Annotated in this window: 17 protein-coding genes and 1 riboswitch; of the genes, 13 read left to right on the top strand and 4 right to left on the bottom strand. The window is 46.0% G+C overall.

Annotation, left to right across the window (positions count from 1 at the left end):
- The first annotated feature begins 615 nt into the window (after nt 1-615).
- The 9 genes from ABU165_RS14430 (at nt 616) to ABU165_RS14390 (ending at nt 12,168) form a co-directional block, all read left to right on the top strand.
- The gene (locus ABU165_RS14430) at nt 616-795 is read left to right on the top strand and encodes an H-type small acid-soluble spore protein (RefSeq protein ID WP_035402568.1); all 180 of its coding nucleotides are present in this window, start codon (nt 616-618) and stop codon (nt 793-795) included.
- Nucleotides 796-878: 83 nt separating this feature from the next.
- Nucleotides 879-992, top strand: a riboswitch (SAM riboswitch).
- A 66-nt stretch (nt 993-1,058) separates the two neighbouring features.
- Nucleotides 1,059-2,207, top strand: coding sequence for a methionine biosynthesis PLP-dependent protein (locus ABU165_RS14425; RefSeq protein ID WP_050767301.1), 1,149 nt, complete (start codon nt 1,059-1,061; stop codon nt 2,205-2,207).
- Complete coding sequence (gene metC / locus ABU165_RS14420) at nt 2,204-3,391, top strand: cystathionine beta-lyase (protein ID WP_318060699.1); 1,188 nt, start codon at nt 2,204-2,206, stop codon at nt 3,389-3,391. Before ABU165_RS14425 ends, metC begins: the two co-directional genes overlap by 4 nt.
- Complete coding sequence (locus tag ABU165_RS14415; protein WP_009793772.1) at nt 3,388-5,253, top strand: bifunctional homocysteine S-methyltransferase/methylenetetrahydrofolate reductase; 1,866 nt, start codon at nt 3,388-3,390, stop codon at nt 5,251-5,253. The genes metC and ABU165_RS14415 overlap by 4 nt, the downstream gene beginning before the upstream one ends.
- Nucleotides 5,231-8,680, top strand: coding sequence for a methionine synthase (metH, locus tag ABU165_RS14410; protein WP_094768992.1), 3,450 nt, complete (start codon nt 5,231-5,233; stop codon nt 8,678-8,680). The genes ABU165_RS14415 and metH overlap by 23 nt, the downstream gene beginning before the upstream one ends.
- Before the next feature lie 496 nt (nt 8,681-9,176).
- A complete protein-coding gene (locus ABU165_RS14405) occupies nt 9,177-9,680 on the top strand; it encodes a CBO0543 family protein (RefSeq protein ID WP_129612176.1) in 504 nt (167 codons plus the stop codon).
- 73 nt (nt 9,681-9,753) lie between these two features.
- Complete coding sequence (gene pxpB, locus ABU165_RS14400; protein WP_009793769.1) at nt 9,754-10,455, top strand: 5-oxoprolinase subunit PxpB; 702 nt, start codon at nt 9,754-9,756, stop codon at nt 10,453-10,455.
- Nucleotides 10,446-11,423 (top strand): 5-oxoprolinase subunit C family protein, encoded by a 978-nt coding sequence (locus tag ABU165_RS14395; protein WP_318060698.1) that lies wholly within the window; start codon nt 10,446-10,448, stop codon nt 11,421-11,423. The genes pxpB and ABU165_RS14395 overlap by 10 nt, the downstream gene beginning before the upstream one ends.
- Entirely contained in the window at nt 11,410-12,168 is a 759-nt protein-coding gene (locus tag ABU165_RS14390) for a LamB/YcsF family protein (protein ID WP_009793767.1), read from the top strand. Before ABU165_RS14395 ends, ABU165_RS14390 begins: the two co-directional genes overlap by 14 nt.
- A 22-nt stretch (nt 12,169-12,190) precedes the next feature.
- On the opposite strand, the gene ABU165_RS14385 is transcribed toward ABU165_RS14390, so the two are convergent.
- Nucleotides 12,191-12,325, bottom strand: coding sequence for a hypothetical protein (locus ABU165_RS14385; protein WP_009793766.1), 135 nt, complete (start codon nt 12,323-12,325; stop codon nt 12,191-12,193).
- A 264-nt stretch (nt 12,326-12,589) separates the two neighbouring features.
- Here ABU165_RS14385 and ABU165_RS14380 point away from each other — a divergent pair, with 264 nt between their 5' ends.
- Together ABU165_RS14380 and ABU165_RS14375 are read left to right on the top strand one after the other, a co-directional pair.
- On the top strand, nt 12,590-12,910 hold the full coding sequence (locus tag ABU165_RS14380; protein ID WP_009793765.1) for an AbrB/MazE/SpoVT family DNA-binding domain-containing protein: 321 nt from the start codon (nt 12,590-12,592) through the stop codon (nt 12,908-12,910).
- Between the two features lie 132 nt (nt 12,911-13,042).
- Nucleotides 13,043-13,252 (top strand): hypothetical protein, encoded by a 210-nt coding sequence (locus tag ABU165_RS14375; protein ID WP_009793763.1) that lies wholly within the window; start codon nt 13,043-13,045, stop codon nt 13,250-13,252.
- 52 nt (nt 13,253-13,304) lie between these two features.
- Here the strand turns inward: ABU165_RS14375 and ABU165_RS14370 are convergent, their stop codons facing one another.
- From ABU165_RS14370 to ABU165_RS14360, 3 genes are all read right to left on the bottom strand, one after another.
- A complete protein-coding gene (locus ABU165_RS14370; RefSeq protein WP_009793762.1) occupies nt 13,305-13,601 on the bottom strand; it encodes a hypothetical protein in 297 nt (98 codons plus the stop codon).
- A 47-nt stretch (nt 13,602-13,648) separates the two neighbouring features.
- A complete protein-coding gene (locus ABU165_RS14365) occupies nt 13,649-14,497 on the bottom strand; it encodes an MBL fold metallo-hydrolase (protein WP_009793761.1) in 849 nt (282 codons plus the stop codon).
- Nucleotides 14,498-14,615: 118 nt separating this feature from the next.
- Nucleotides 14,616-14,903 (bottom strand): hypothetical protein, encoded by a 288-nt coding sequence (locus tag ABU165_RS14360; RefSeq protein WP_022543871.1) that lies wholly within the window; start codon nt 14,901-14,903, stop codon nt 14,616-14,618.
- Between the two features lie 336 nt (nt 14,904-15,239).
- On the opposite strand from ABU165_RS14360, the gene ABU165_RS14355 reads away from it, so the two are divergent.
- Both ABU165_RS14355 and ABU165_RS14350 read left to right on the top strand, forming a co-directional pair.
- Complete coding sequence (locus tag ABU165_RS14355) at nt 15,240-15,695, top strand: MerR family transcriptional regulator (protein ID WP_083783103.1); 456 nt, start codon at nt 15,240-15,242, stop codon at nt 15,693-15,695.
- A gap of 74 nt (nt 15,696-15,769) precedes the next feature.
- Nucleotides 15,770-17,086, top strand: coding sequence for a hemolysin family protein (locus ABU165_RS14350; protein ID WP_009793757.1), 1,317 nt, complete (start codon nt 15,770-15,772; stop codon nt 17,084-17,086).
- The last annotated feature ends 13 nt before the right edge of the window (nt 17,087-17,099 follow it).

Here is a 17,099-nt window from a genome sequence, read left to right as displayed (position 1 = left end):
ACCTTAAAATCTATATTAAAAAAATGATTTTTCTATTTTTTTTCGCTCCATTATGAATATAGTAATGTTATAATAGGTAGATATCTAACTTTAGGACTGTAAAGGATTAAGGGATTCTTGTGAATAAACAGCGATTATTATTCTAATAGTAAAAAATAAAACCGGGAAAGATTCCCGGTTTTATTTTTTTCCTATGTTTCAACTTAGTAATCTAATACAATGCCTGACCCGGCGTTTTTATGTGCAGTCCCCCATTATATTCTTTCTATATTAATGCCCAGCTGTTTTGTTTTCCTGCTCTTTATGCTGTGCAGACATTCTTGTCTTCTGTCCAAAGGAAAGTCATAAGGGCCCTTGACCAGGGTGTCCGCATGCTGGAATGGAATATGGCCTGCCTCTTCGATCAGCTCTCCGTCTTGAATGCATTCATACAATAAGCAGCGATTTTTTATATGTTTTTGCATGGACTCACCTTCACTTTCCTTTTCTTGCTTCTATTCTAAAGCAAAAGAGCTGAATTTTCACAAAAATAAATTCCCATTTTTTCTTTTCTTCCGCATAAATTTCTCCCGGCTGTACAAAAAATATAACGATACTTTCCAAGGAGGAATGAAAATGAATATTGGCAGGGCAAAAGAAATTCTTATGTCTGCTGATCCTATTAAAGTCAGCTATGAAGGTGAATCTGTAATCATACAGCATGTGGATGAAAGGACAAGGACAGCGAGGATATATTCCAGGGCTGAACCTGAAAAGGAATTGGATGTATCTGTCCTGAATCTGATCGAGGGTTGAGATCATATTTTTAAAATATTATGAAAGTTCATTGACTTTTACTGGTTTAATATTGTAAAGTATAGAAAATTCAATAACTGTATTTCTTATCAAGAGAGGCAGAGGGTATGGCCCTGTGAAGCCTCAGCAACCTTCAATGGATAATATTGAAAAGGTGCTAATTCCTGCAGGTCCTTTATGGGCTTGAAAGATAAGAAGAATGACAAGTGCTGCATCCAAAAAGTCTTCTTCTTATAGAAGACTTTTTTTATTTTCCATGGAGCATGAAAGCATTGTGCAAAAAAGGAGTGAACATATTGGTGAAAACAGAAACATTATTGGCGCAGCTTGGCAATCGAAGCGATCAGCATACAGGAACCGTCAACCCTCCGGTTTATTTTTCTACAGCTTACCGACATGAAGGAATCGGCAAGTCCAACGGCTATGATTATGTCCGGACGGGAAATCCAACTAGGGAAATACTTGAGCAGGCAATTGCCAGCCTTGAAGGAGCTGATCAGGGTTATGCCTGCAGTTCGGGCATGAGCGCCATCTCCGTTGTTTTATCTCTATTCCGTTCAGGTGATGAGCTGGTGGTGTCAAAGGATCTTTATGGAGGCACCTACAGGCTGCTTGAGCAGGGTTTTGCCAAATGGGGGCTGGTTACAAAATACGCAGATACCTCTGATATCCATGCGGTAAGCAGGCAAATCTCGCCTCATACGAAAGCAATATTCCTGGAAACGCCGACCAACCCGCTCATGCAGCAGGCTGATATTGAGGCTATGGCTGCAATCGCCCGCCAGCATGGAATTCTACTGATCGTCGATAATACCTTTTTTACGCCGGTCCTTCAGCAGCCAATCAGACTTGGGGCCGATATCGTCATACACAGTGCTACAAAATATCTGGGCGGCCATAACGATGTGCTCGCAGGCCTTATTGCGGCACGAGGAGAGAAGTTATGTGCCTCCCTTGCCCATCACCATAATGCTGCAGGAGCAGTGTTAAGCCCATTTGATTCCTGGCTCCTGATGAGAGGGATGAAGACCCTTGCCCTCCGGATGAAGAAGCATGAAAGCAATGCTCGTAAACTGGCTGAATACTTGAACAGCCATGAATATGTAGAGGAAGTGCTGTATCCCGGAAAAGGCGGAATGCTCTCCTTCAGAATCCTTGAAGAAAATTGGGCAGATCTATTCCTGCAGAAGCTGAACCTTATTACTTTCGCCGAAAGTCTTGGCGGAACTGAAAGCTTTATTACTTATCCTGCCACACAGACACATGCTGACATCCCGGAAGAGACCCGATTAGCCAATGGAATCTGCGGCAAGCTCCTTAGATTTTCTGTTGGCATCGAAGATCCGGAAGATTTGATGAAAGATTTGGAACAGGCCTTCAGTGGCTGTGTGGAAGGGGAGAATGCAAAATGAACGAAGACTGTTATAGATTCGAAACAAAGCTATTGCACAATAAACATAAAACAGACCCGGTTACAGGGGCTGTAAGCGTCCCGATTCATCATGCCTCCACCTTTCATCAAAAGGATCTTGAGTCTTTTGGCAAATATGACTACTCAAGAAGCCTAAACCCGACAAGAGAGGCGCTTGAAGAAGTAATTGCAGGACTTGAAGGCGGAACCAGAGGATTTGCGTTTTCTTCCGGTATGGCGGCCATCTCCACTTGCTTTCTTCTTCTTTCCCAGGGAGACCATGTCGTCATTTCAGAGGATGTATACGGAGGCACCTACAGGATGGTCACAGAGGTCCTCTCGCGCTACGGAATTGATTACACCTTCGCAGATATGACTAATTTAGAAGAAGTAAAAGAGGCTGCCCTTCTACATACAAAACTATTCTATGTTGAAACACCTTCCAATCCCCTCTTGAAGGTTGCCGATATTAAAAGCATTGCTGAGATTGCCAGGGAAAAAGATGCTTATACGTTCGTTGACAATACTTTCATGACCCCCCAACTGCAAAAGCCGCTGGACCTTGGGGCAGATATTGTCCTTCACAGTGCGACGAAATTTATCTCCGGACACAGTGATGTCGTTGCCGGCCTTTGTGCAGTAAAAGATCCAGTGCTGGCTGAGAAAGTGGCCTTTCTGCAGAATTCCTTTGGTGCTGTCCTTGGTGTGCAGGATTGCTGGCTGGTGCTGAGGGGTTTGAAAACCCTTCATGTCAGACTGCAGCAGTCCATGATAACAGCAGAGAAAATTGCTCTTTTCCTTGAGAATCACCCACTTGTGAAAAAAGTGCATTACCCTGGGCTTGAGAGCCATCCGCAGTTTAAGCTGCAGAGAGAACAGGCTGCCGGGCCGGGAGCTGTGCTGTCTTTTGAGCTTGAAGACGAAGATGCGCTGCGGAAATTCTCTGATGCTCTGGAAATCCCGGTTTTTGCAGTAAGCCTGGGCGCTGTCGAGTCGATACTCTCCTGGCCAGCCCGGATGTCTCATGCCTCCATGCCTGCACCCGAAAGAAGCAGGCGCGGAATATCTGACTCCCTTCTCCGCCTTTCTGCAGGCCTCGAAAATCCGGATGATTTAATACACGATTTCAGCAGAGCACTTTCTGCCGCAGAAAGAACATGCCATACAGCGAGGGTAAAACTATGAGTCTGCTGGATAAAATGGAAAAAGAGATCATCATAGCAGATGGAGCGATGGGCACTCTCCTCTATTCCTATGGTACAGATTTCTGCTTTGAAGAACTTAATGTATCACAGCCAGGCCATATTCAAAATATCCACCAAGCTTATATAGATGCAGGTGCAACTTTGATCCAGACCAACACCTATGCAGCCAATTATCTCAAGCTGCAGCGCTACGGACTGGAGGACCATGTAAAGGAAATAAACAGTGCCGCTGTCACTGTTGCGAGGAAGGCTGCGGGAAATCATGCCTTTGTGGCCGGAACGATTGGCGGAAACCGCGGGATCAAACCCCACTCAATATCTATAGAAGAAATAAAAAGGAGCTTCAGGGAGCAGCTCTACTGCTTGCTGATGGAAGGGGTGGATGCGATCCTTCTTGAGACCTATTATGATCTCAAAGAACTGGAAACTGTCCTTTCGATCGCGAGGAAAGAAACAGCCCTCCCTCTCATTGCCCAGGTGTCACTGCAGGAGACGGGTATTATGCAGGATCACACTCCCATAAGCGAAGCGCTGTCCAGGCTGGATGCGCTCGGCGCGGATATCGTCGGGCTCAATTGCCGGCTTGGCCCCCATCATATGCTGCTGACGCTTGAGGAGGTGCCCCTGCCACAGAAGGCTTACCTGTCCGCATATCCGAATGCCAGCCTGCCTGCATACACGGATGGAAAATTCCATTACGAAGGCGATGCAGAATATTTCAGGCAGTCTGCCAAAGCTTTCAGGAACCAGGGGGTAAGGCTGCTTGGAGGATGCTGCGGCACCACTCCTGCTCACATCCGTGCATTTTCAGATGAATTAAAAGGATCTCCTCCTTTAGAGAAAAAGGAAGTCAGGGAACCAAAGGCTAAAATTCGGATTATGCCAAAAGAGGCCCAAAGGGATCTTCCCCCGCTCCAGGATCTTGTGAAAAAGAGACAGTCAGTCATCGTTGAATTGGATCCTCCAAGGAAATTGGAAACGGATAAATTTTTTGCCGGGGCCAAGGCTCTTCAAGACGCAGGCATTGACGCAATTACACTTGCCGATAATTCGCTTGCATCCCCCCGGATCTCAAATGAAGCACTCGGCTATTTGGCAAAGAACAGGCTGGGGCTTCGTCCGCTCATTCACCTGACGTGCAGGGACAGGAATATCATTGGGCTGCAATCCCATTTAATGGGCCTTCATACACTGGGACTCCATGATATTCTTGCCATTACCGGAGATCCTGCAAGGGTCGGCGATTTTCCCGGCGCATCTTCCGTATATGATATGTCCTCCTTCGAGCTGATTCAGATGATCAAGCAGCTGAATGAAGGCCGCTCGATTTCAGGCAAGGATCTTGGACAAAAAGCTGCATTTTCTGTTGCTGCTGCCTTTAACCCAAATGTCCGTTCTCTTGAGAAGGCAGTTCAGAGGCTCGAAAAAAAGGCGGAGTGCGGAGCGGATTATTTTATTACCCAGCCTGTATTTTCGGAAGAGAAGCTTATGGAAATATATGAGGCTACCAAACATATGGAACAGCCGATCTATATCGGCCTCATGCCTCTGACGAGCAGCAGGAATGCTGATTTCCTTCATAATGAGGTGCCGGGCATCAAAATATCCGACAAAATCAGGGAACGTATGAACAGCCTGAAAGATGACCCCCTCCAGTCAGTCCGCGAAGGGATCAGCATAAGCAAAGAGCTGATTGATGCAGCAGCAGAGCTGTTCAATGGCATCTATTTAATCACCCCGTTTATGAAGTATGAACTGACAGCGGAGCTTGCCGCATATGCGCGCAGCGAGAAGCTGAAGACAGCCAGGAGGAGCAGGAATGCCAAAGATTTCTCTATCTGAAAGAATGAATAATAAAATCCTGATCATGGATGGCGCCATGGGAACGATGCTGCAGAGAGCTGATCTTTCTGCTGAAGATTTTGGCGGCGAACAGTATGATGGCTGCAATGAATACTTGAATCTTACAGCACCGGGGGTTATTAAAGAAATCCACCTTGCCTATCTTAAGGCCGGTGCCGATATAATTGAAACCAATACTTTCGGGGCCACAAGCATTGTCCTTGATGAATACAGCCTTAAAGAAAAAGCCTATGAAATCAACAGAACTGCTTCTTTGATTGCAAGGAAAGCGGCTGATCAGATCAGCACTCCTTCATGGCCGCGTTTTGTTGCCGGATCTATGGGACCTACTACAAAAACACTTAGTGTCACAGGAGGAACGACATTTGAAGAGCTGGCATTGTCATATGAGGAACAAGCCTGCGGATTAATTGATGGCAAAGCGGACCTCCTCCTTCTTGAGACCAGCCAGGATATGCTCAACGTGAAAGCAGGATATATCGGGATACAAAATGCCTTCAAAAAAACCGGCATCACTCTCCCCCTTATTGTTTCAGGTACAATTGAACCTATGGGGACGACACTCGCGGGCCAGTCAATTGAAGCTTTTTATATTTCCCTAGAGCATATGAAACCGCTGGCTGTCGGCCTTAATTGCGCTACAGGACCTGAATTTATGCAGGAGCATATCAGGTCATTATCTTCGCTTGCAGATGCTGCTGTCAGCTGTTATCCAAACGCCGGGCTGCCTGATGAAGAAGGGCGCTACCACGAAACACCTGAATCGCTCGCAGAAAAGCTTGCAGGGTTTGCCTCACAGGGCTGGCTGAACATCGTCGGCGGGTGCTGCGGAACTACACCGGAGCATATCAAGGCAATTGCAGATAAAATGGAACATTTTGCACCGCGGAAAATCTCTGCAGCATCTGCCCATAAAGTATCAGGCATTGAGCCGCTCATCTATGATGACCCAACCCTCCGCCCCATCATGGTCGGCGAGCGGACAAATGTCATAGGATCCAGGAAGTTCAGAAGACTGATTGCCGAGGGAAAGTTTGAAGAAGCGTCAGAAGTCGCGAGGGCACAGGTCAAGAATGGCGCCCATGTTATTGATATATGCCTTGCTGACCCTGATCGGGATGAACTGGAAGATATGGAAAATTTCATTAAAGAAGTAACTAAAAAAGTAAAAGCACCGATTGTAATAGATTCTACAGATGAGAAAGTTATAGAAAAAGCCCTTATTTACCTGCAGGGAAAATCCGTGATCAACTCTATCAATCTGGAGGATGGCGAAGAAAGATTTGAGGCTATTGCCCCTCTTATACGCCTGTACGGGGCAGCAGTGGTAGTCGGAACCATAGATGAGAAAGGCATGGGAGTGAGTGCAGATAGAAAGCTTGAAATTGCTTCCCGCTCCTATACCCTTCTGGTTGAAAAATATGGGATTCCTCCTGAGGACATCATTTTTGACCCGCTCGTCTTCCCGGTTGGGACAGGTGATGAACAATACATCGGTTCGGCAGAAGCGACTGTTGAGGGTATCCGCCTGATAAAAGAACGCTTTCCAAAGACACAAACGATTCTTGGCATCAGCAATGTTTCTTTTGGCCTGCCTCCGGTTGGAAGGGAGATTCTTAATTCCGTCTTCCTCTATCACTGTACCCAGGCGGGATTGGACTATGCAATTGTGAATACAGAAAAACTTGAGCGGTTTGCCAGTATAGCAAGTGAAGAAATTGCTTTGGCAGAAAAGCTGTTATTTGAAACTACGGATGAAACACTCGCACAGTTCACAGAATTTTACCGGGGCAAGAAAAAGGAAGAAAAAAGCCTTCTTCCTGATATGAGCCTGGCTGAACGCCTTGCCTATTATATAAAAGAAGGTACAAAAGAAGGCCTCTTGGAAGACCTTAAAGCAGCCTTACTGGAGTACAGTTCCCCTCTTGAAATCATAAATGGACCCTTGATGGATGGGATGAAAGAGGTCGGCCGACTGTTCAACGACAACCAGCTGATTGTCGCCGAAGTGCTGCAGAGTGCAGAAGTGATGAAGGCCTCGGTTTCCTATCTTGAGCCATTTATGGAGAAAGGAACTTCATCAGGCAAAGGGAAAATCATTCTTGCCACTGTAAAAGGAGATGTTCATGATATAGGCAAAAACCTTGTTGATATCATTCTCAGTAATAATGGGTACGAAGTAATCGACCTTGGCATCAAAGTATCACCTTCTGAGCTAGTTGAAGCAGTAAAAAAGGAAAAGCCCAATATGGTCGGACTCTCTGGCCTGCTTGTTAAATCCGCACAGCAGATGGTCATCACCGCTTCTGATATGAAACAGGCAGGCATTGATATCCCTATTCTCGTCGGCGGTGCGGCACTATCAAGGAAATTCACAGATACGAAAATATCGAGAGAATACAATGGCCTCGTGATGTATGCCAAAGATGCGATGAATGGATTATCAATAGCCGATCAGCTCCGTGATGAGCCGGAATACAACAGGCTCCTTGCCGAGCAAGAGGCAAAGCGGTCCCTCCCCCTCCCTTCTGCTTTAACAGAAAGAAAAACAGGAGCTCTTGCTGCACTTAAGGTGAGGCCTTCAGTCCGGTCTGATGTACCGGTTTTTGTTCCGCAGGATTTGGAGCGGCATGTCCTAAGATCCTATACACTTGGGCATATTGAGCCTTATATTAACCGGCAGATGCTTTTAGGGCATCATTTGGGGCTTAAGGGCAATATCAGCCGTCTCATTGAGTCAGGTGATGAGAAGGCATTGAAATTGAATGATACTGTAGATTCCCTTATCGTGCAGGCGAAAACTGAGGGCTGGATCATACCTAGTGCTGTCTATCAATTTTTTCCTGCTCAATCTGACGGGAACAAGGTCATCATCTATGATAAGGACGACCACAGCAGGATATTAGAGGTATTTGATTTTCCAAGACAGCAGACTGAGCCATTTTTGTGCCTTGCCGATTATTTGAAGCCTGCTGGTGGCGGGGAAATGGATTATGTCGCCTTTTTCTCTGTTACTGCAGGCAATGCTGTAAGGGAGACTGCCGAAATACTTAAAAAGGAAGGCCGCTTTCTTGAAAATCATGCCCTGCAGGCTTTGGCGCTTGAAACGGCAGAAGGTTTTGCTGAACTTGTCCACAGGCAAATACGTGACCGCTGGGGCTTCCCTGATCCTGTAGACTTTACTATGAAAGAGAGGTTTTCAGCAAAATATCAGGGACAGCGCTTTTCATTCGGCTATCCCGCCTGCCCGGAGCTTGAAGATCAGCGGAAGCTTTTTGATCTGATCAAGCCGGAGGAAATTGGCATAGACCTGACAGAAGGATTTATGATGGAGCCGGAAGCTTCGGTTTCAGCCATGGTTTTTGCCCATCCGGAAGCACGCTATTTTAATGTATTGAAAAACTGATATGGAGGCCTGCCAGTAACGGCAGGCTTTTTCGCTGTGCAGGCATTTAAAATTTTTAATCTTGTGTAATTAATGTTTGATTGACATACAGGAGCTGCGATGCTGTATTTTTTGTAAGGCTCTATTCGCATTGATTGTTGCTTTTTCGCAATCGTTATTTAAGATCAATCCCCGCCCATCCATTAAAGAACGGAGCCTTCCCGGACCTGAATGGTAGATTGAGTGACAGGCTGAAATATAAGCGGAGAAATTCCCTCTGAGCTTGAAAAGCCTTTAAAAACAGTTTAAAAAGAGGGAGAAATTCCGACTAACGACTCCAAAAACAGGAAAATGGGCTACTTTGCTCTTCTTGAACGGAATTTCTCCGCTTATTTCATGGTTTGCTGTTCCCTCAATCATTAAAATAGACAATCTTTACGAAAAGAGCTCTAACGGGGGTGTATTTTTTACAAAAAAAGTAAATTATATAATGACTTCTTCTATTGAGGTGCAGAAAATGAATATTACTTTATCCATTATCCTGGCTGTTTGCGCCGGCTATTTGAAAGCATGGAAAAACTGGCGTGTCTTCCACCCTACCATGCTTTATACCTCTGTATTGGTGTTATTGTATAATTTTATCTGCAAAGATCATCTTTTGTGGAAGCACAGAAGCATTCCATTAGAATCGCATTTTGCTGGCGAGCTGTTTCATGCATTCGCCATACTTCCGACCATAACAGTATTATACTTGACATTCTATCCGGAGAAGCATGGCCGGCTTCGGTATATTATCCTTTGGAGTGTTCTTTCCTTTGCAGCTGAATTCCCCTTTGCTGCAACAGGGATGATTGTTTTTGAGAATGGCTATCAATATTGGATGGAGCTTCTTTTTTACCCGGTGATGTACATCATGATCAGGCTTCATCATATTCGGCCATTAGTGTCCTACGGCCTGTCAGCTGTGATCATCCTTTTGATGGTCTGGCTTTTTAAAGTGCCGGTCCAGCTTGCCTTTTAAATCAGGTGGCTATCTTGTACAATAGTCAGTATACTCATTTGTTTCTGACTACTTAGAGAAAGCTGGTGCAAATATGCATTATCATACATATGCTGCAGGCGACAGCTGCATCATCCTTGAATTTGGCAGCAGCATCGACCCGGGAAGCAATCAAAAGGTCAGGAAAGCGGCTTCCCTTTTATCCAAAAAACCTTTCAGGGGCATGATTGAATGCGTTCCTGCCTTTCATACACTGGCTGTTCATTATGATCCGTATGCCGTCGGAACCTTATCTCCCTTTGAAGCAGCCTCATCCTTGATTGCTGAAATGCTTGCAGAGAAAATACAATTGGATGTCCAATCTCCGCGGCTCTTGGATATCCCCGTCTGCTATGAAGGAGCCCACGCCCCGGACCTGGCTTTTGTAGCCCGTTCAAATGGATTATCAGAGAAAGAAGTTATAGAGATACATAGTAAAAGAGACTATGAGATTTACTTTCTTGGCTTCTCACCCGGCTTCCCTTTCCTGGGCGGGATGGATCCGCGCATAGCGGCTCCGCGCAAAACTTCCCCAAGATTGAAGATTCCCTCCGGCTCGGTGGGCATTGCCGGCGGGCAGACAGGGATATATCCTTCGGAGACCCCTGGAGGCTGGCAGATTATCGGAAGAACACCGATAGCGTTATTCGATCCAAATAGGGAAGAACCCAGCTATCTAAAGCCCGGAGACCGTTTGCGTTTCATTCCGATCAAAGAAGCAGAATTTCAGTCAGGGGGCGGCAGCCTATGGGAATAAAAGTTCTGAAGCCGGGACTGATGACAACTATCCAGGATGCAGGGAGGAAAGGATACCAAAATCTCGGCGTATCGCCTTCAGGTGCGATGGATCTTTTCTCTTACACGCTTGCCAATCTGGCAGCAGGCAATTTCAATGATGAAGCAGCTCTTGAAATTACCTTGATTGGCCCCCGGCTGCTTTTCGAAAAGGATATCATCTTCAGCTTCTTTGGCGCTGAAACAGAAGCAAAGCTGAGCGGCAGCAATATTCAAGGCGGAAAGCCGATCGCCGCGAAAAAAGGAGATGTTCTTTCTTTTGGCAGGATGAAGGCAGGGTGCCGTACATATCTGGCCTTCCATGGCGGCATCTTGGTGCCTCGCCAGATGGGAAGCAGGAGCACATATCTGAAAGCAGGATTCGGCGGCCTGGATGGCAGGATATTAGAAAAGAACGATGTCCTCCCCATCAGACAAACCTCCTGCAGATTCAGCAGAAGCTGGAGCTTCTCCCCCTCGCTCGCCTCTTATCTTCATCAGGATCAGATCAGGGTGATGCCCGGCAGGCAGTCTGAATGGTTTTCTTCTGATGCTATAAACCAATTTTCAGAACAGGAATTTACGATTTCTCCAGATTCTGACAGGATGGGATACAGGCTGAAGGGACCTTCACTAGCAAAGGCAAGGGAAATTGAAATGATAACTGAACCAGTATCATTTGGAACAGTTCAGGTGCCTGCTGACGGCAATCCGATCATTCTGATGGCTGAAAGGCAGACAACAGGCGGGTACCCGAAAATCGCTCAAGTCCTGTCGGCAGACCTTCCTATCCTGGCACAGAAAAAACCGGGAGATAAGATCAGGTTTGCGCCTGCCTCCTTGGCTGAGGCACAACTGGCATATTTGGAACAGGTAAAAACAATAGGATCCCTTACAAAAACCGTCAATGAAAAATGGCAGAAAGAGGTGCACATTGTTGAAGAAAATTGACTTGAACTGTGATCTTGGCGAAAGCTTTGGAAGCTTCAAGATCGGATCTGATGAGGAAATCATGGCTTATATCACATCCGCGAATATTGCCTGCGGGTTCCATGCCGGAGATCCAGGGACAATGCGCAGAACAGTGAAGCTTGCCCTTCAGCATGGGACTGCCATTGGTGCACACCCGGGTTTGCCTGACCTCCAGGGGTTTGGCCGCAGAAAAATGGAAATTAGTCCGGAAGAAGCCTTCGACCTTGTCCTGTATCAAATTGGCGCACTCTCAGCTTTTGTGAAAGCAGAAGGCGGAAGGCTCAGCCATGTAAAGCCACATGGGGCGCTCTATAATATGTGTGCGGGAGATAAACGGCTTGCAGAGGCGGTAGCAAGGGCTGTCCAGAGTGCGGATGAGGAACTCGTGCTCTTTGGGCTCCATAACAGTGAAAGCACCTCGGCAGCGGAAAGGATTGGAATCAGAGCTGCGCAGGAGGTGTTTGCGGACAGAAGATATGAAGATGACGGTACGCTTGTTTCGAGATCAAGCAGTGATGCCCTGATCACTACTGCGGAAGAAGCAGTCGGCCAGGTACTGAGAATGGTTCTTGAAAACAAAACTGTCAGCCGGAACGGAAAAGAGATCATGATTAAAGCAGACACCATATGCCTCCACGGCGATGGTCTCCAAGCGCTCGAGTTTGCCGCGACGCTTCATGCCGCCTTAAAGGACAGAGGCGTTGAGGTTGCTTCATTCACATAAAAAGGGGGTCTCCCCCCTTTTTTCACCCTTCAGCATTGTGCTCTTCCCTGGATCTTTCTTCTTCTTCATCAACAAGAATATATGCAATCTGTTCTTCCATTACATGATGGAGGGCATCAAGCTCTTCCTCGCTCATCAGCTTCTTTTCATCCTTCATCTTTCTTCCTCCTTTTCGATAGGCATATGACAGGGCGCAGCCCTTTTGTACTTTCTCCTTATTTTTCCCTAATTAAACTTAAGCTGAAACTCTCATCCTCTTCTTATTCTTCCAGATAACGAAGCTCCGTTATTAAAAATGTCCCTTTTTCCCCCTCCTATGCAATAAGAGGTTTTCTTCGCTCCGTCATGTGCTATGTAGTAAGTAAGCTCGAAAACGTTATCCAGCAGAGAGCCAGTAAAAAAAAATCGGGGAAGTGTTAAGATGCAAAGCGTCTATAAATGCAAAAATTTTACTAAGACCGGAAAAGTCCTTCTTCCAAGTCCCTGGAGAAAAAAATTCGACCTTCTTCCAGGCCGGCTTGCCGACCTGGAGTTTGAAGATGAAGACAAGAAGATCTTAATCAGAAAAGCAGATCCGAAGAGTACTGAAAATAAAAGGCTTGTTTCTGATAATGGTTCCATCCATATACCAATGGAGCTGAGAAATCTGCTCGACCTAAAGGATCAGGAGGAATACTGCCTCTTCATTGATGAACAGGCCAAGCAATTCATTTTGCAGATCATGCCGGGCAAGACGGGTTAGCCCCCTTTTCTCCCGAAAAACAATGTAGGCAGCACCTGCATCAGGTCTGAAGCAATCTGTTTTTCTATTTTCCACCGCTTTCCTGGATAGCGCATTCCTGCCGGCAGCAACCTAAGATCAGGAGGTGGAAGCATGGACCCCATTAAGCCGGGAAGTGAAAAAATGCCAGATTTCAGGGAGCTGGATGACAGGCTCATTGCAGAGCATTCTTCGGTGCCTTTCCTCGTCATCAAGACCAATCTGGATCCTGAGAACTCAACAATAGAAAATCCATATTACAAAAATGAAAAACTGACAGACCGGATTGCCTTTGAGAGTTATTTTGATGAAGAGCAGCAGTAAGAAAAGCCCTGGATAACCAGGGCTTTTCTGCTTTTACAGCTTCAAAAGCCTGTCAGTAATATTCATAGCCGCAGCTGCCATGGTCCCCATACAGCATTGAGATCATCTTTTCTGAATCCTCTTCTGATACCTGCCGGTAATCATGGGCAAAAGCCTTGAATGTGTCGCAGAATCCTACATTATTTTCGCCTACACTCTCAGCCCAGCTGGAAAAATTACGGTAATCTTCAAGCGGATCATAAGATTCGAATTCGGCCACTTTATCATTGGATCCCAGTGTGGTGACTTCAATCCCTTTATAAGAATTAGGATCATGTTCTTCATACTTCACGCATGCATAGAAAATCATGCAGTCCAGCCCCTTTTTAATCTCTAGTTTGGGCCGGACAGGACATTTTATGCATTCCCGTCGACATATTTGCCATGGTCCGGTACAGCCAGATCGCCAAAATGATCGGCAAGCTTCTGCAGACCCTCAGCCAATTCCGGGCCTGACATCGGACGGCCATGCCCTGTTCCAGCGGCCGAAGGGTTCAAAGCAGCCAGCTTGATGACAGATGCTTCTGCGGCTTTCCAGTCGGTAGTCAGGTAACGGGGCGGCCCGTTCACTTCTTCTTCCTGGACAAGAACTTTATAAAGGGAATCCTGCCTCACCGTCACAAAAGCATCCCCTGCAATGAGCAGGCTGTCATCTTCTCTGAACAGGGATACATGGCCAGGAGAATGTCCTGGTGTATGGATCCATTTCCAGCCCGGCAATGGAGGAACAAAACCATTAGAAGGAAGCGGATGGATATATTCACTAATATCAATCCCTTCATGCGGAAAGAGCGGTGACATCTTGGCAATCATCCCGCCCTCGACACTGGCATCAGGCTTAGGATAATCTTTCTCCCCTGTCAGATATGGAAGTTCAAGCTCATGTGCATAAACTGGCACTTTCCAGGTTTTAAGCAGTCCGATTATCCCTCCAATATGATCAAAATGCCCATGGGTCAGGACGATTGCTTTCGGTGCGGCTCCTACGCCATAGAGATCTTCTGCTGCTTCAATAATTTTTTCAGCTGATTTTGGCATGCCTGCATCTATCAGCACCCAGTCACCTGAGCCATCGCTTAGCTCAGCATAAAAGACATTAACAATTTGAATCGGCAGGCAATGGACATCAGGGGTGATATTTTTCATATCTCCGCTTGTTGCAGAAGCAACCGGGAGAAAACGGTTGGATGATGAACTTTCTTTCATGAAATCAGCTCCTCTGCTAGTCTGCCTATCTTTACCCTTCTGAAGCCGAATTAGTCGCTCATACGCACTGTTTCAGGCGAAAAAAAAAGCACCCTGCCAGGATGCTCAGCCAGCCTGATTAATAGGCCTTGCCCGCAGCAATGCGGTATTGCCTGATGAAGTCCTCAGGGCTGATATAAACTTTATAGGGATAAAGGCCATGGTTTGTATGCAAGTATAAAAACCCGAAAGAAGACTGTTCCCGGTAGGAGACATCATAGATATCAGCCAGCCGGAACTCGCGGTCTTCTGCAACGACCCGGTCATCATAAAGGTGGAGGTGATATTCCGTTTCAATCACTTTTTGTACATTCCACTCCACTTTTCTGCTGTATATTCGATAAGGATGCGAACAGCGGTGTGCCAAATCGGTCAGTTTCCCTCCTTTATTAATATAGAGACAGGATTGCCTGGAACCCGGTTATGTATCATGGTAAATGAAGCTGCCCCGCTATTTCAACTAAAATGCGGCCCGGCTCAATGCCGGGCCTTGCCCTGCTAACGCCTGCTCTTGCTTTTTCGGTAGACGAGAAAGGCGACCACAATTGCCGCAATAATAATCAGCGGCAAGAATGAAAGCACAGTCTGCCAAAACGGATGTGTAGAGTCCATAAAATAATTCCTCCCTGTCCTTTTTATAGGTTTTACCCTATCCTGATAAGAAAATTCCATTACCGCCAAAACTTTATGATTGTGATTTTAAATAAATAGGATTATCATTTTCACTATAACTAAAACGTTCTGCTGGGGAGGCGATGAGTTTGGGGCAGAGAAACTGAAAATCGGAGAGATTGCAAAAAGGGCGAATGTAACGAAGCGGACGGTAGATTATTACACACAAATCGGCCTTATTAAAGCAAGACGGTCTGCTTCCAACTACCGCTACTATGATGCAGAAGCTCTTGACACCCTTAAATATATCGAACAGTGCAAAAGGAACAGCTTTTCACTGGAAGAAATAAAGAACAGGCTAAAGGAAAAAGAATCAGATCTTATCGATTATGAAACACTTAAAGTAAAGATATCCGGTTTGGATAAGGAGCTTTCCGAGCTGCTCCAAAATCTGGAGGATAAAGGACTGAAGAAGGAAGCTCTTAAAAAGCACCTTTCTGCTGAAAGCATATCCCTCATGCAGACCATTCTCCTGTTATTGATGTAGCCCTCCTGCCGGAACTTACAGTAGACTTTTTTACTCATCCAGGAGGTGTAAGCCTTACTCTGTAAGGCGATTCGTTGGACATATTTATCAATTTGGTATTAGTTGCACTTTTAATTGCTTTAACCGCTTTTTTTGTGTCAGCAGAATTTGCAATTGTCAAAGTCAGAAGTTCGAGGATTGACCAGCTGATTGAAGAAAATAAACCTGGGGCCCAGGCGGCCAGGCATGTGATTACCCATATGGATGAATATCTTTCTGCCTGCCAGCTGGGTATCACCATCACAGCGCTGGGTCTTGGCTGGCTTGGAGAGCCCACTGTCGAGAAGCTGCTTCATCCCCTTTTTGAAAGTTTGGAGCTTAATCCATCGCTAACCCATCTTTTATCTTTCGGAATTGCCTTTGCTTCCATTACTTTTCTGCATGTAGTGGTCGGCGAATTAGCTCCAAAGACCATGGCCATTCAGCTATCAGAAAGAATTACCCTGTTGTTTGCAAAGCCGCTGATTTTGTTTTATAAGCTGATGTTCCCTTTCATTTGGGCGCTCAATGGTTCAGCCAGGATCCTTACCGGCCTGTTCGGGCTTAAGCCTGCATCAGAAAATGAACTGGCCCATTCAGAAGAAGAGCTCCGGATCATTCTTTCCGAAAGCTATGAGAGCGGAGAAATCAATAAATCAGAGCTGACCTATGTAAATAACATCTTTGAATTTGATAACAGGCTTGCCAAGGAAATCATGGTGCCGCGGACTGAAATCGTCAGCCTTTCAATCGATGACAGCGTGGAGGATATCCTCGGTACCATCCGCGAGGAAAAGTACACACGCTATCCGGTCATAAATGGAGATAAAGACAATATTGAAGGAATCGTCAACATCAAGGACATCCTGACTGCCACTGTAAAAAGGGAAACGCTGACAGGTTCACCCATCACAGCTTTCATGAAGCCTGCCATCAGGGTCATTGAGACAATACCGATTCATGATCTTCTCCTTAAAATGCAAAAGGAGCGCACCCATATGGCCCTGCTGCTGGATGAATATGGAGGGACAGCGGGGCTTGTGACAGTAGAAGATATCATAGAAGAAATTGTCGGTGAAATCCGTGATGAATTTGATGCAGATGAAATCTCCGACATCCGCAAATTGGCTGAGGGGCATTATATCATCAGCGGAAAGGTTCTTATTGAAGATGTCAATGATCTCCTTGGCACAAACCTGCCTGAAGAGGATGTTGACACATTTGGCGGCTGGTTCCTTTCCCAGCGGTATGATGTCGTTCAGGGGGAAGAAATCATCGAGGAAAACTATTCCTTTACAGTCAAAGAACTGGAAGGCCATCATATTGTTTTTATAGAGGTCAGGAAACTGGCTGAAGAAGAAAGCCCTGAGTAAGGGCTTTTTTTTT

Origin of the sequence: Cytobacillus sp. T106, assembly GCF_040492155.1 — a bacterium.
Classification (GTDB): Bacteria; Bacillota; Bacilli; order Bacillales; family Cytobacillaceae; genus Bacillus_AB; species Bacillus_AB infantis.
The sequence above is the reverse complement of the archived record's forward strand: the minus strand, read 5'-3'. Positions and strand labels throughout refer to the sequence as shown.